The organism is Sediminibacterium salmoneum NBRC 103935, assembly GCF_000511175.1.
Lineage (GTDB): Bacteria > Bacteroidota > Bacteroidia > Chitinophagales > Chitinophagaceae > Sediminibacterium > Sediminibacterium salmoneum.
Map to the genome: position 1 here is coordinate 1,697,021 of NZ_KI866530.1, position 14,693 is coordinate 1,711,713.

Annotated in this window: 16 protein-coding genes; 8 read left to right on the forward strand and 8 right to left on the reverse strand. The window is 39.7% G+C overall.

Annotated features, from left to right (window positions below):
• The first annotated feature begins 33 nt into the window (after nucleotides 1-33).
• Genes P767_RS0107990 through P767_RS0108000 form a run of 3 tightly spaced genes read left to right on the forward strand, consistent with a single transcriptional unit; the run spans nucleotide 34 to nucleotide 2,109 of the window.
• On the forward strand, nucleotides 34-1,416 hold the full coding sequence (locus tag P767_RS0107990; RefSeq protein WP_026764084.1) for a UDP-N-acetylmuramoyl-tripeptide--D-alanyl-D-alanine ligase: 1,383 nt from the start codon (nucleotides 34-36) through the stop codon (nucleotides 1,414-1,416).
• Nucleotides 1,417-1,456: 40 nt separating this feature from the next.
• On the forward strand, nucleotides 1,457-1,699 hold the full coding sequence (locus P767_RS0107995) for a DUF6364 family protein (protein WP_026751195.1): 243 nt from the start codon (nucleotides 1,457-1,459) through the stop codon (nucleotides 1,697-1,699).
• Entirely contained in the window at nucleotides 1,696-2,109 is a 414-nt protein-coding gene (locus P767_RS0108000) for a type II toxin-antitoxin system VapC family toxin (protein ID WP_026751194.1), read from the forward strand. Before P767_RS0107995 ends, P767_RS0108000 begins: the two co-directional genes overlap by 4 nt.
• Before the next feature lie 36 nt (nucleotides 2,110-2,145).
• Here the strand turns inward: P767_RS0108000 and P767_RS0108005 are convergent, their stop codons facing one another.
• Complete coding sequence (locus P767_RS0108005) at nucleotides 2,146-2,601, reverse strand: hypothetical protein (RefSeq protein ID WP_026764085.1); 456 nt, start codon at nucleotides 2,599-2,601, stop codon at nucleotides 2,146-2,148.
• Between the two features lie 320 nt (nucleotides 2,602-2,921).
• On the opposite strand from P767_RS0108005, the gene P767_RS0108010 reads away from it, so the two are divergent.
• Genes P767_RS0108010 through P767_RS18170 form a run of 3 tightly spaced genes read left to right on the forward strand, consistent with a single transcriptional unit; the run spans nucleotide 2,922 to nucleotide 3,695 of the window.
• Nucleotides 2,922-3,212, forward strand: coding sequence for a hypothetical protein (locus P767_RS0108010; RefSeq protein ID WP_026764086.1), 291 nt, complete (start codon nucleotides 2,922-2,924; stop codon nucleotides 3,210-3,212).
• Nucleotides 3,213-3,221: 9 nt separating this feature from the next.
• A complete protein-coding gene (locus P767_RS18325) occupies nucleotides 3,222-3,494 on the forward strand; it encodes a type II toxin-antitoxin system PemK/MazF family toxin (RefSeq protein WP_157611423.1) in 273 nt (90 codons plus the stop codon).
• A 39-nt stretch (nucleotides 3,495-3,533) separates the two neighbouring features.
• A complete protein-coding gene (locus P767_RS18170) occupies nucleotides 3,534-3,695 on the forward strand; it encodes a transcriptional regulator (RefSeq protein WP_084799869.1) in 162 nt (53 codons plus the stop codon).
• Here P767_RS18170 and P767_RS0108025 read toward each other — a convergent pair.
• The 5 genes from P767_RS0108025 to P767_RS0108045 form a co-directional block, all read right to left on the reverse strand.
• Nucleotides 3,692-4,285, reverse strand: a complete 594-nt coding sequence (locus P767_RS0108025) for a hypothetical protein (protein ID WP_026764087.1) — start codon at nucleotides 4,283-4,285, stop codon at nucleotides 3,692-3,694. The two genes, P767_RS18170 and P767_RS0108025, sit on opposite strands and share 4 nt — an antisense overlap.
• A gap of 182 nt (nucleotides 4,286-4,467) precedes the next feature.
• Nucleotides 4,468-5,835, reverse strand: a complete 1,368-nt coding sequence (locus P767_RS16405) for a hypothetical protein (RefSeq protein WP_037351696.1) — start codon at nucleotides 5,833-5,835, stop codon at nucleotides 4,468-4,470.
• A gap of 53 nt (nucleotides 5,836-5,888) precedes the next feature.
• A complete protein-coding gene (locus tag P767_RS0108035; protein WP_026764088.1) occupies nucleotides 5,889-8,690 on the reverse strand; it encodes a carboxypeptidase regulatory-like domain-containing protein in 2,802 nt (933 codons plus the stop codon).
• A gap of 102 nt (nucleotides 8,691-8,792) precedes the next feature.
• Nucleotides 8,793-10,280 carry an LTA synthase family protein gene (locus P767_RS0108040; RefSeq protein ID WP_026764089.1) on the reverse strand — a complete coding sequence of 496 codons (1,488 nt, stop codon included), beginning with the start codon at nucleotides 10,278-10,280 and terminating at the stop codon, nucleotides 8,793-8,795.
• A 17-nt stretch (nucleotides 10,281-10,297) separates the two neighbouring features.
• Nucleotides 10,298-11,395 carry a Fic family protein gene (locus P767_RS0108045; RefSeq protein ID WP_026764090.1) on the reverse strand — a complete coding sequence of 366 codons (1,098 nt, stop codon included), beginning with the start codon at nucleotides 11,393-11,395 and terminating at the stop codon, nucleotides 10,298-10,300.
• Between the two features lie 188 nt (nucleotides 11,396-11,583).
• On the opposite strand from P767_RS0108045, the gene P767_RS0108055 reads away from it, so the two are divergent.
• Together P767_RS0108055 and P767_RS0108060 are read left to right on the forward strand one after the other, a co-directional pair.
• A complete protein-coding gene (locus P767_RS0108055; RefSeq protein ID WP_026751183.1) occupies nucleotides 11,584-11,883 on the forward strand; it encodes a helix-turn-helix domain-containing protein in 300 nt (99 codons plus the stop codon).
• Nucleotides 11,883-13,130, forward strand: coding sequence for a type II toxin-antitoxin system HipA family toxin (locus P767_RS0108060; RefSeq protein ID WP_037351697.1), 1,248 nt, complete (start codon nucleotides 11,883-11,885; stop codon nucleotides 13,128-13,130). The genes P767_RS0108055 and P767_RS0108060 overlap by 1 nt, the downstream gene beginning before the upstream one ends.
• Here the strand turns inward: P767_RS0108060 and P767_RS0108065 are convergent.
• A complete protein-coding gene (locus P767_RS0108065; protein WP_026764092.1) occupies nucleotides 13,127-14,419 on the reverse strand; it encodes a type II toxin-antitoxin system HipA family toxin in 1,293 nt (430 codons plus the stop codon). The genes P767_RS0108060 and P767_RS0108065 overlap by 4 nt on opposite strands.
• Nucleotides 14,419-14,658, reverse strand: a complete 240-nt coding sequence (locus tag P767_RS17945) for a helix-turn-helix domain-containing protein (RefSeq protein WP_084799871.1) — start codon at nucleotides 14,656-14,658, stop codon at nucleotides 14,419-14,421. The genes P767_RS0108065 and P767_RS17945 overlap by 1 nt, the downstream gene beginning before the upstream one ends.
• Nucleotides 14,659-14,693 lie beyond the last annotated feature (35 nt).

Here is a 14,693-nt window from a genome sequence, read left to right on the forward strand (position 1 = left end):
CATTGCTGCTGATTGCTGCGTATATTTGTTTTCATGAATATTGAAAGCATCTATAAAATATACTTGCAACATCCCTCCATTCAGACCGATACCCGCAAGTTGAAAGAGGGAGATTTTTTTGCGGCACTCAAGGGACCCAACTTTAACGGGAACAAATTTGCTTTGCAGGCATTGGCCAATGGGGCGGCATATGCATTGATTGATGAAATGCCCATTGAAAGCGAACTCATTGCAGCAGAGTTATCAGAGCCGGGTATTTCAAAGCGGCTCCTCCTCGTTGACGATGGGTTAACAACATTACAGCAACTAGCGAAACACCATCGCGAACAACTGAATATTCCCTTAATTGCGATTACCGGCAGCAACGGTAAAACCACCAGCAAGGAATTGATTTATGCAGTGCTGGCCTCGCACTTTGTTACCTATACCACCCAGGGAAATTTGAATAATCATATTGGTGTGCCCCTCACATTGCTGAGCATTCGCAAGGATGCACAGATGGCTGTGATTGAAATGGGCGCCAATCACCAAAAAGAAATTGAAAGTTATTGCTCTTATACTTTGCCTACCCATGGCGTCATTACCAATTGTGGAAAAGCACATTTAGAGGGGTTTGGAGGGATTGAAGGCGTTAGAAAAGGCAAAGGAGAACTCTATCAGTTTCTGCGGGATCACAACGGCACCGCTTTTGTATATTCCGACTACGATTACCTGCAACCCATGAGTGCAGGCATCGCCAATATTGTACACTACGGACAGAACAAGGGTTTGGTGCAAGGAAGGATTGAAGCTTCCGAACCATTTTTAACGGTGGCTATTACCGCGGGGCTGGAGGCAGTTGCTTCAGGCTCCGATTCTTCATCCACAGCACCGCAACAGGAAATCATCGTCCGAAGCCAGCTGGTGGGCGATTATAATCTGCCCAATATTCTCTGCGCACTAACCATTGGCAAATTCTTCGGTGTGCCCACAGCCAAAATGATCAAAGCCATTGAAGATTATGCTCCATCTAATTCCCGTTCTCAATTAATTGAGCAGGGAACCAATCATATTATTCTGGACGCATACAATGCCAACCCAAGTAGTATGAAAGTAGCCATTGAAAACTTTGCCCGTATTCATGCGAATCGCAAGATTTTATTGTTGGGAGGAATGATGGAACTGGGAGCAGAAAGCATTGCCGAACACAAAGCCCTGGTAGAACTGATTGCCTCGCTTGGCTTTAAAGAGGTAGTACTGGTAGGCGGAGACTTTATCTACACAAAAGATTTGTTCACCCAATACACCAACGCGAACTTTATTTACAAGGACAATGCCTTGGAAGCCCGCGATTGGCTACAGCAGCAGAATCCACAGGATAGCTATATTTTAGTAAAGGGCTCTCGGTCTATGAAAATGGAGCAGGTGATTCAATAATTCAAACTTTACACGTATATTTGAAATAAATACACGTACAATGACTACCAAACTCACACTAACAGTTGAAAAAGAAGTGATTGAGAGAGCTAAATCCTATGCAAAGAATTCAGGAAGAAGCTTGTCTGAATTGGTAGAAAAATACCTGGATAGCATTACGCAAGAAAAAACAGAACAAAAAATTTCACCAAAACTAAAAAAGCTTGTGGGTATAGTAAAACTACCTAAAGACTTTGATGAAAAGAAAGAATACCTTTCCTATCTGGAGAAAAAGCATTTATGAGAAATCTTTTTTTAGACACTAATATTTTGGTGGACTTACTGGCAGACAGAAAACCATTTAGCAAGTTTGCGATGGAAATATTTTCAGCTGCTGAAAACAAGCAAGTTATTCTTTATACCTCCTCGCATTCAATAGCAACATCTTACTATTTATTAAAAAAATTTTTAGAAGATAAGTTACTCAGGGAAGCACTTTCTGGTTTGATTGAATATGTAAAAGTGATACCCATAGACAGTTCAATGATTAACAAAGGACTAAAATCAAAGCAAAGAGATTTCGAAGATGCTTTACAATTGTATGCTGCCTGCAGTATTCAGAGAATGGACTGTATCGTAACTAGAAATATCAAAGATTTCAAAGGAAGTGAAATTCCAGCACTTTCTCCAGATGAAATCTGTGCTAAGCTTTAGTTTGAAGTACTTAATCTACTCAAACGAAAATCTGGCTTACCAATTCGCAAACTGATCCTTATTTATACGCTCTGGCGCTTTTAAAGGCTTCTCCTTCCAATTGGGCTCATATTTCACAAACCAGCTTAACCAAAGGCTTCTAGCCAGTCGCATCAATACGGGTTGTAGTAGTAACAAGATGGCAATATTGGTTCCCATCCAGTAAAAGATGCGGTTATCATCAATATCGAAAGTCATTCCGATTAATACTTTCCAGGCTACAAATGTGCTCACGGTTAAAGCAACAGAAAGGGCATAGCTTACATAACCAGTACCGTAGTAAAATCCAACTTCAATTTCAGTGGGCTGATGACAAACCGGACAGGTTTCGTGCATTTCGGTAGCACTACCCTTTAGTCCATACGCAGATTTACGAACGAATAACTCCCCTTCCCGGCATCTTGGGCACTTATTGGAAAGGGCACTCACTATATAGGTTTTCTTAAGATCCATACTATACAAAGGTACCGAAATTATCCGGAGGACTTGTGTAACAAAAGTTGAATTGAGAATTTACCTACCCCAAATATCAAAAAGACCTCAAATCTAAAAAAGAGATATTTTGAGAGTAAGGGCAAATTATAAAATTCTACTATCCTAACTAGTATTAGTTAAAAAATTGAATTGTTACGTATAAATACGCAATTCTAAAATTTCGCCTGCTTTAATTTCCATTCCCAATTCGTTTGCCTAATTCATTTTGGATCAAAACTGAATAATTTACTATTGATATATTTTTTTGCCAATTTTTCAAAAACGAAACATAAGTATCCATGGCTAGATTTAAACCCGACTTTGAAGAAGTTCCTCCATCCAAGATGATTCCAGTTTCGCTGAAACTAAACCCAACCGTTTTGGACAATATGGAAGCAGTTAGAGAAAGACTAAAAATCAACAGAAACAATTACATCAATCTAGCCATTGACGCTTTCAATCATTACCAGCGTTATAAAATGGTCAAAGAACAAATTGCATTCGAAAACTTTGAAACTACCCCCTATTATAGATTTATTATAAAGGAATTGGAGGAACTAAATACGATTACGCTAACACAGGAGTTCTAAAAAAAGTATATGAAAACCTACGAGTGGCCTAATAGTGATTACATGAATACCAAAAATCCTGTATCTGCTTTAGTCTGCCCCTTATCTAAAATGTTCACACCGCGTTGCTTTGTATTGCGCATGAGCACATATGTTTACTATTTTGGAGAATTCACCGTACTTATTGACCAAGTAACTTCTATAAATACCGAAGCGCTGATAAAAAAAGTAGGTGAACTAGACCATGAAGAAAAGCTGAAACTACGCCGAAACCTTGCCCTGGTATTGGGCTTTATGATTTAAAATCCTAATTTTAGACTTTAATGCATTAAAATCTATTGTATGGAAATGAAACTCATAAAATCTGAAAAGGAATACCAAGTTGCATTAAATAGACTTGAGCAAATATTTGATGCACAACCTGGATCTGAGGAAGGTAATGAATTGGAGATTTTGAGTTTACTAATTGAAAAATACGAGGAGGAACATTATCCCATTGCTTAATTCACCTCTGCTACCGGCTTCTTAGACATTGGCTTAAGCTTATTTAGCATTGCCGCAATTTCTGCATTGACAGGAACGTAGTAAAATCCACCATCTTTTATAAAGTAGAGAAACGTACAGTTTTCATTGTTGCTGGCATCAGCCTTGGCATTCGCTCCAGTATTAAAATAAACCGTCTTTAACTCCTGCTCTCCTTTAAAGAAAAACAATTTTCCTTCTGAACGGCAGTTCATGACTTCATTTCGCATTACAAATAACTTGTCTAAGTTTTTCAACAAGGGATTTACAATGGCTGTATCACTTGTGTTGTAGTGTTTAAAAAAACGTGTGTATCGTAAAGAGTCTTTCCCATATGGATCTGTAAAGAATAAAATTTGCACACTATCTGCGCCGCGTAGACCTGCAAGGTCAACAGCGGTTTGCGTTGCAGGGGCTTCGTTCTTTTGCAGCGTAGTATCCGCACTAGCAGCACTACCTGCAGGCTTATCAGCGCCTCCGCCATTACAGCCAGTTATAATCCCAACGGTCAGAAAACTTACTGTTGCAAAAACGAAAATGCGCGAAAAAATATGCTTGAAGTATATGCTCATTACTATTGGTATATTTTTTTAGCAAATTTACAATTTTGACACAAGACCTCCCCCCTGATTTCGGCGGCGACCTCCGCGCCGAGGAGCCCCAAAAAAAGAGTCCCATAGAAATGGGACCCGTACTTAACTTAACTGTTATAAAACGCCATTAAATATTTGAGTTGCGGCCGGGCCGCAGTATACTAGTAAGCGTTGGTTTGAGGCGTAAAGCTTGCCCAACCGGTTGTCCAGTTAGATGTGCCAAATGCACCACGGAATGCTACCGGTGTAAAGAATGCATCCATTCCGGTAAAGCTGGCTCCTGTTAATGCAGGTGAACCTGTCATGGGTAAATAATTTGGAGCAGCAATATTAAACGGAGCAGTCAACATAATATCTGCCGCATTTGCATAAGTAATACCACCATTGGCTTCTGCCTTGGTCTTTACAGCTGCTGCAGTAATTACACCACCTGCTGATGCATCTACTTTATACGCATCTGCCAAAGCATGTACCAGGTTGTTCTTGAATTCAGAACTATCGTTGCTGAATGCAGTTCCGGTTAATGCAGACTCCATAGAGAATCCACCTTTAGGGAAGCCCATCAAGATAGAGTTGCGTACAGAGAAACGTACGCCTCTTCTCCATCTGTTGGCAAAGTTTTCAAATGCCTGTGTATTAGGTGCACCATTGGAACCTATCCAGGTAAAGTTGCTTAACTCCGGACGAGTGAAGGGTCTGGCAGAAGTTCCTGATCCATCGTTATCTGCTTCTACACCGTTACCTGCATCGGTATCACCTACTTCAGGGTTACGTTGTGCAACTGCATACTGGATCTTTCCTGTGTATCCAAAATCAAAATCGTAATCGTCGTCTGAAGTTGAATAAGACAACAAGTACTTTAAGTTAACGGTACCACCAAAAAACTCATATGCATCATCGTTTCCGTAAGAAACCTGGATATATTCAAGTGTAGTTCCTGAACCAACACCCCCCAGTGTTAGTCCATTAATTTCGCTTCCAGGCTCTGCGGCGATTCCGGCAAATTCTATACGTACATAACGCATAGAACCTGAGTTATCGTTAGCAGTAGTACCGCCATATCTTCTGTCTACACCACCTTCTACAAGGGGCGCAGGTGATAAAGGTCTGTTGGTGGGTGCATTCCCTAAGATGATGATACCACCCCAGTCTCCGCGCAATCTTGATCCTGCAGGCTTACCTGAAGTAAATACAATAGGATTGCTTGCTGTACCGTTAGCTTCTATCTTCGCGCCTCTTTCAATTATCAAAGCGCCTTTCTGTGATATATCACTCTTTAGGATGGTTCCTGCAGGAATGGTTAAAGTAGCTCCCTGCTGAAAGTATACATATCCCTGAATGGTATAGGTACCACCGGTTAGTGTAATGCTTCTTTCATAAGAACCTTTTAAAATTCTGGTTGTGTTGGGATCGTCTGCGTTGGTACCGGTTCCGGTATTGGCAATCGGATCTTCAAAGTTTACTTTCACGCAAGAAGTTGCGGTTAGCGCTAAGGCTCCTGCGATAAAAATTTGAGTAAGCTTATTCATTTTATTTGTTTTAAGTTTTTTATTCTCAGTTGTTGGAATTCTCTTCGATTGAATTACTTCTTAAAGTTGATATCGTAGCTGAAGGATACCGTTACGGTTGTTCCGGGTCTGTATGCATAGTTGATTCTGTCTCCTGCTGCATAACTGTATCCTGGCTTGCTGTCTGCATTATCGTAGAAGGCAAACTGGTTGTTGAAAATATCGGATACGGTAATTTTAAATTCACCTGCATTGTTCATTACTTTCTTAGAAACCTGCACATCCAGTAAGTTTCTGCTTCGTTCGTAGATATCGTAGAAACCAGCCCCTTCAGGATCGCCTACCAATGACAATCTTGGGCCTTGTCTGTTGTATAAGATAGAAGCGTTAAATCCTTTCTCTGTATTGGTGTACTGGAAGCCTGCATTAATTAAGTAAGGTGACTGACCGAATAAAGGTCTGTTCTGTGTGGTTTCTTTACCACTAGCCTGTGTTGAGTTCAACTTTACGGTTGACTTTAATACAGTCAGGTTACCAATGAAAGTGAAGTCTTTTAATTTGTCACTTACAAAGTCCATGCCCTTGCGGATTTCAACCTCTGCTCCTACTAAGGTTGCAGATGCTGCATTGGTGTAGCTGAACAACCAACGGTCTCCGTTACTTCCTCCGTCCATTCTTAATTCAATTGGATCGGTAAACTTCTTGGTGAACACGCCTACGGATATCATTTCTCCAGACTTAGGATAATATTCGTAACGGATGTCTGCGTTGAAGATCTTGGTTCTTCTTAAACCCGTTTCTCCGCCAATACCCCAGATGCTTTCATAATCGAAGAACTGGAAGGGTGCAATTTCACGGAACTCAGGACGGGCAACGGTTTGAGATACCGCAAAACGAATCTGGTGTTGGTTATTGAAACTATTAGTGATATTGATAGAAGGCAAGAAATCCCATTTCTGTGTATTTACTCTTACTCTGTTCAAAGCAAGGTCACGGCTGCTTAAGAACTGTTCGAAGAACTCAGCTCTGGCTCCCCAGATCACTCTTAAACTATTGGTCAGTTTGTTATCGAACATTAAGTATCCGCTGTTCAATGCTGAAATACCAAAATAACGGTCGGTGTTTTGTGTTTGCTCTTCAATCAACAAACCATTGCTATTGATATTGCTGGTCTGGAACATTTGATCATAAGGCAGGGTTAAATCTGCAGTATTGCTCACAGGTCTGTAACGGAATACACGGGCGTTGAAATCACGGAAACGTAGTAAGGTAGAGCCTCCTATTTTCATCGTCTGTTTTAATCCCCCCATATTAAATGGAACAATCAACGTACCATTTAAACCAGTAGAGTAATCTTTTAATTCAGAGAAGAATCTTCTGGTATCATCGTCATCCAATGTCATGGGTGCGTTAGGTGTAGCAGAGCTTCTGGCAAACTGAGCTGTTCTGAAATCGGGCTGTGATTTGCTGTTGAAAGATCCGTTGGCATTCCAGATAAACTTGATACCACGGTTGCTGCTTAACAAATGCTCTCCTTCTAACTGACTGCTGATTAACAAACGCTGATTTAAGAAATTAGAACGTAGAGATACGGTTTGTAAACGACCGATATTGTCTACGGTTCTGTTTAAATAATTTTCTTCGTACACCTGATTCAGGATATTTCTGAAAGAGATTTTAGTAGCACCCTTCATATAAGTGAAGTTGGCCATTACCCCTACATTGCTTGAATAACGATTCTGCACTTCTGTACCCGTGAAAATGGGGGTTCTTACTTTTTCGTAACGACCTCTTTCTACTTCATCATAAATGATGGAAGCGTTTCTGTAATACACAGATACAATGGATCCCAGCTTGGCTTCGTTCTTGAAAGTCTTGGTATTAGACCATGCCATATTGATGGTACGGATGGGCGCTGCAGTATTGTTGCGCTCTGTATAAGCATTGCCATTGAAATCCTTACTGATGGCGATTTTCTCGTTATCGGTTAAGCCTCTGTACGTAACGGTATTCGGCATGCTGGATGGCAGGTTGCGGTCGCCACCATCAAAACCCAACCAGGCTGTGTTGCTGCGCTGATTGCCTGTGAAGCTTTTGAAAGTACTCTGAGAGTTGTATCCCAAAGAAACCGTAATATTCAATTGATTCTTGGTTGGGATATCGCGGGTATTCACCTGCACCAATCCACCGGCGAATTCACCGGGTAAATCCGGGGTTGCGGTTTTGTTGATAACAATATTATCAATCATGGCAGCCGGAATAATATCGAAGGAGAATGCTTTTTTATCGGGCTCCGAACTGGGCATTAAAGCATTGTTCAATAAAGCCTGATTGTAACGATCGCTTAATCCGCGAACCACTACGAATTTATTGTCCTGGATAGAAGCACCGCTCACACGCTTTAATACGTCGGAAGTATTTCTATCGGGTGTTCTTCTGATGAAGTCCGCTGCCAATCCACTTGACATGGCTGTGTTGGTTTTTTGAAACACAATCATGGCATTGGAACTTTCTTTACGGGCAGAGGAACGAACCACTACTTCAGTGGTGGTGGTCTTAAGATCCAATACCACGTTCAGGTCATTACCTTCAATGCCTTCCTTGGCTTCTATATCTTCCAATACCTTGGTTTGATAACCTACTCTGGAGAAAGTCAGGGTGTATTTTCCTGGCTTTACCGAAATGCTGAAACGACCTTCTACATCGGCTGCTACGGTTCTGTTGGTGGGCCCTTCTAACTTGATAGAAGTACCGGATAAGTTTTCATTGGTGGCGGAGATTACTTTACCGTTGATCTTGGCTTGCGAGAATACTGCAGTGGCCAAAATGGTGAAGAAAAAGGTAAAAAATAATCTGATTGCCGGGGGTTGTTGCATCACTTGAATATTTTATGATGCAAAATTACCAGCGCAGTGTTACCTTAATGTTACGCCACTGTTACGCAATTGTTACGGGATTGTTACCAAATTGTTACCTCGCTATTTTTTGCGACGAATCATTAGGAAGGGAACGGTTTTCATATTATATAGGCCGCGGGTCCGGAAATCGGGATTGGCATGGTCGCCGATGATGAGGACGCGGTCGAAGGGGGTGGCAGTTGTGGCGGGTTGGCCGGCCGTGGTGGCGGCTCCTTCTGCGAGGCGCTTGAACGTATGATCAATGATGGAGGCAATCCGGTAATACTGGTCGTATGCCTGCTGGTTTTCCTTAAAGCTTTTAAAAAGTTGGCCCTTTACCTTGTAATAGAATCGGCCGTCGATATTGTTATTTACATCCAGTCTAAATGGGGTATGCGTATTAATGGTGAGCGCATAGGCAAATACTTTTTCGTAGCGCTTGCTCTCATTCAGAATACTGTCGATCAGGTTTTCGTCGAAGACGGCTTTATAGGTATTCTCTTTGTTAACCGGATAATGTTTACTAAGTTCTTCGTAATAAAAGCGGCTCTTGAAACCGAGTGCTCTTCTGAATCCCTCTGCATTGCTGGAATTACTACCATATTGTTTGGCAGCCGTGAATCCGGCAATGGTATGATACCCGTGCTGATTTTTGTATTCGGTAATATTATGCGTGGGTTTTACTCCATGTTCTAAAAAGGCACGATACGATTCTTCATCGTTCATATTCAGCATTTCGCGGCCTTCTGCCGAACTGGTATTGCCATGAAAACAAGTGCGTCCCATTTCCAATATGTAGTTATTGGTTAGTGCTGCACCATGTTGATTGAACAAATTGCGAATATGGGTCATCAGTTTCTCCTGTTCGCGGGGTTCTCCCAGTTCGCCCCAGCTTTCCATCAGCAATAAAAAATCTTTTTTGGCATTGGTATCGTAGAGGTATTGCATGGAGGGAGCCATACTGGCTGTTAACTCATCATTTGCTGCGTCACAGGCATAGGGCGTAATAGACTTCTTGCCCTTGCTGAACTTGGCATAATCTTTTTGAATCTGCTCAATATTGTTATTGCCGATATAGTCAATAATCAGTTTGCGCCAGACACGGGCAGATAAGAACTCTGCAGGAGGCGCAAATAATTCGGCAATGAGCAAGAGCCCTGCAAACACAGGAACCACGTACACCTGCCTGCCCATGCTTTTCATCAGCTTTACCTGTAACCATACAATGCCAGTAATTAAGGCAGCTACCATCAACAAGTAAACAAATGCAATGATAAAATTACCCGGACTTAAAAAGATATAGTTCATCCGTGCATAAAAGTTGAACATATTAAAGAAGAACAACTGCGGCACGAGTACGATGGCATAAATAGCCAGGGAAATATATTGCAGAATATAAAACCAGCGATAGTTGCTGGTAAACAATAGCAATCCGCAATTGATGATGAAGATAAAGCTGAGATTAACAACTACTTCAGGATGACCCAGTATCAATTGCGGTGCCTGTTCAATAAGTATCTGAATGGCAATTAGTAAAAACAGTTTGAATATGGCAGAAAGAAGTTGCAAGTTTTTACGATTTTTGGTTAAAGAAAATTACTTGTTAAGATTTCCATCAATCGATAATTAATGTAATAGGTTGTTCTTCCCATTTTTTGTGGCCTCAATAAATTGGCTTCTGTGAGCTTCTTTAACCAAGTTGAAGCAGTTTGTCTGTGTGCAATTTCATTATTTACAATTAAATCTATTTTTAAGTAGGGTAAAGTAAACATCAACTGAAGTAATTCATAACTAAATGAAGACCCTAAGGCAACTTTCATTTGAGTTTCATAATCACTCTTTAATGAAAGCATTGATTTTATTTTTTTTGTAGTGAGTTGTGTTGTTTCAATTAAAGCTGTTAGCATATACATGATCCAATCGTTCCAATTTTCTTTTTCAGTGACGGATCTTAATAACTGATAATAATCTGCTTTATGTTTTACGATATATGAACTCAGGTAAAGTACAGGTTGTGTTAATAAGTCTTGCTGTACAAGATATAATGCATTTAAGATTCTACCCGTTCTGCCATTTCCATCAGCAAATGGGTGAATTGCTTCAAACTGGTAATGAATTAAAGCCATTTTAATCAGAGGATCTAATGTAGATAATGCCGGGTCATTGATGAATTGTTCCAATGCACTTAACTTTTCAATTATCACATCTTCACAACAAGGCGGAGTATAAACTATTTCTCCGTTTATAGCATTTTTTAAAGCAGTCCCGGGTATAGTTCTAATTCCAGCATTATTTTGCTTGATGGTTTGAACTATTTCTACCATGGTATTGGTAAGTAAAAGATTTTTTTGATCACGCATTCTTTTCAATCCCACATACAAAGCCTCTTTGTAACTTAATACCTCTTTTGCCCCTGGATTTGCCGTACCATCTTCTGCTGCAGCTTTATACAATTCGTCTTGTGTTGTAACAATATTTTCAATTGCAGAACTTTCTTTACTCTCTTGTAGTATAATTGTATTGATAAGTATTTGGGAATCTGGCAAAGACGCACAAAGGCCATTCAGCTCTCCCAAATAACGAGCAGCTTTAGCTAGTTGTCTTAATATTTCGGGCGATTCAACAAAACCCATTGGAGGCAAATTGGGCAACTCGTTGAAAGACATTTTTCGGTTAAAAGCCATAATGATGAATTTTGGCGATAATTTCAACATCAACCCAAACTGGTGGCAGTCTATTCGACATCAAAATTTATTATGTCGAAATTATGAAATATTTTCATCATAATGGTTGTTTGGCTGGGATAATGGTGAATTAAATTATTTGTTGCTTATTTTCAACAATATTATTAATTTTGTAGATATTAAACAACATGAAATCTAAGAAAACAATATTATTCCCCAAACACCAGCGGATTCTGGCAGAACTAGGAGAGAATATTAAACTGGCACGCAAAAGGAGGAAGTTAACCACTATTCAAACAGCAGAAAGAGCCAATATTGATAGATCCACACTTTACGAAATTGAAAAAGGGAATCCTAGTGTTTCAATGGGTGCGTATTTTAATACTTTAAGGGTTTTGGGTTTACATGAAGATTTTTTACAAATAGCGGCTGATGATACTTATGGCAGGAAATTGCAGGACCTGAATTTGCTGACAAAAAATAAATAATGGCAGATAAAAAGAACATTTTAGTATATGCACATTGGCTGGGTTTAAACGAACCTAAAGCAATAGGCATGCTAACTGTTCAAATGGCAAGAGGCAAAACTGCTTTTAGTTTTACCTATGATGATGCCTGGTTAAACCAAAAAGAACAATTTTTATTAGACCCGGATATTAATTGGTTCACAGGAACGCAACACCCAACCAATAAAGAAAATTTTGGTGTATTTCTAGATTCAATGCCAGACACATGGGGGAGAACATTGATGAAAAAAAGAGCTGCTCAACTTGCCTTAGAAAGTGGTATTGAAAACAGACAATTAACAGATATAGATTTTTTATTGGGAGTGAATGACGAAAGCAGAATGGGTGGATTGCGTTTCAAAACGGATCAGGGTGGACCATTTATAGACAATAATCCAAAAAAATCAACGCCTCACTGGGCAAAGATTAAAGAACTTCAAAACGCAGCAAAAGCCATTGAATTAAACAATGACGACTCCCTTATAAATAATTGGCTTGAAATTTTAATAGCTCCTGGTTCTTCACTTGGTGGAGCTAGACCTAAAGCTAATATCCTCGATAATCAACACCATCCATGGATTGCAAAATTTCCTTCAAAAACGGATGATGTAGATAAAGCTTCATGGGAATATCTGGCTTATTTACTGGCAAGAGATGCAGGCATACAAATGTCTGAGAGTAAAATTGAAAAAATTGCAGGAAAGCATCATACATTTTTTACTAAAAGATTTGACAGAGAGAATGGAGAAAGAATTCATTTTGCTTCTGCCATGACAATGACAGGTAACAATGAAAACCTGATACGAGATAATATGGGAAGCTATTTGGAAATAGCAGAATTTATACAATTTCACGGAGCTAATATTTCTGCAGATTTAGAGCAACTATGGAGAAGAATCGTATTTAATATTACCATATCCAATACAGATGACCATTTTAGAAATCATGGTTTTCTAATTAAAAATAACGGATGGCACCTGTCACCAGCTTATGACATTAATCCATCGGTGTATAAAAATGGGCTTGCACTAAATATTGACATGAACAATAATTCATTGGATTTGGAACTTGCAAAAAGCGTGGGGGCTTTTTTTCAGCTTAGTTCCAAAAAAATGGATTCCATTATTGATGATGTTAAATTATCTGTTCAGAACTGGAAAAAAATTGCGAATCAAATTGGAATTTCAAGGACAGAACAAAATCAAATGGCCGGTGCGTTTATGTTCTAAAGCAAAATCAATGTTTGTCCAATAGCATCTCTTAGTTTAGGTGCAACCTTGGTTTCAGCAGCAAAGTTCTTCCAAGATGCAACCGTTTCTTTAATTTGATTCAATATGACAGTTGCTTTTTTGATATTCATATTTTTAGCAACTGCCAGCAAATCATCTCTGGTAATATTGGATCGCTTTCCATTGATACTTAGTGCATGCTGACTTACCCAGTTACTTTCTGGTCTGTAGGCATGACAGATATCAAATGCAGGGGCCAATGACCATAACCCTTCCTGATCCATGATAAAAGAGAAATTCTTTGTATGGTCATCACAATTGCGAGCCATTACATTAAAAGACATTCTTCTAAACAATTGCTCGGCAGCCGGATAAGGCAAACCTAAACTCCGCATAGTTTGAAACAATTGTTCATAACTAAAATCATTAACGAGGTTAAAGTCAAAATGATTGAGTGCACAAAAACTTTGTACATGAAGCTTTTGTTTGTTTCCTACTCTATCAAAACGCCGGGTCATAAAATGTGCTCTTCCATTTTCTTCGTAGAGTCTGCATTCCATCATTTCAATACCTGCCGCTTTAGCCATTAAATGATATGCCATTTCTACCCTGCCATAGCCTTTTGTTATGCCGATTTCTGAATCGCTTACCCCGTCAAACTTCATCAACCAATGGGTAAAACCTCTGGGCGCTTCTACTTGCCCTGCTTTTACTTCACCCGTTTTTTCATTATAGGCAATTACTGCTTTTGCTCTTGCACCACCTGCAGAAGTACCTATTTTTAAGATATCCTTTAATGCCTTTGTTTCTTCACTGGACAGGTTTGTATTGAATTGCTTTTTATTGGATAGAATGGCTTGTGCAGTCTCAATCAATTGACTCACTTCAATTTTGGTTGCTTTATTAAAGCCATCTTGTATAACGGGTTCAAATTCCAATGCGCCCATTCCTCTTTTACCAATAAAGCACAACAATTCAACAGGATTCATACTATCCATGGAACGCCCTTGTTTTACAAGCCATTCATTAATTAGCCTGTTTCCGTATTTATCGGGCAATACATCAGCCAAAAGACCTGGCAAGCCTTTAAATGTGTTGCTTCGGACTAATTCAGGAAAGGAAAATATGGTTCTATTGGCTTCGCGTATGGGCATTTTTAGTGGAGACAAATCCCATTGACGCGTCAGGAATCCGGGTTCGAATTCAAAAAAAGCAATGCCCTTAGCGGCATCCCATGCAATTGCACCCACCAGTTGATCCCAGATTTTAATAAATGCATTGCTTACCATTACCAATTAGATTTAGGTGTTGGTTTTATTTTAGCTATATGCGCAGAAACTCTCTTCTTTTTAGAAAGGGCATTTTTTGCCAAAAGCAATGGGCTTATAATGGTGGGTTGTTGGAATCGCTCAAATAAATCCAGTTTACCCAATGCCCTGAGTACCTGAATAAAACTGATTAAAGTGGCGCTATTCCCATTTTCTAACTGAACAATGGTAGAACGATTCACACCCGCTGCTGTTGCCAGTTCTTGCTGGGTTTATTTTGGGACAAACGGGTCTC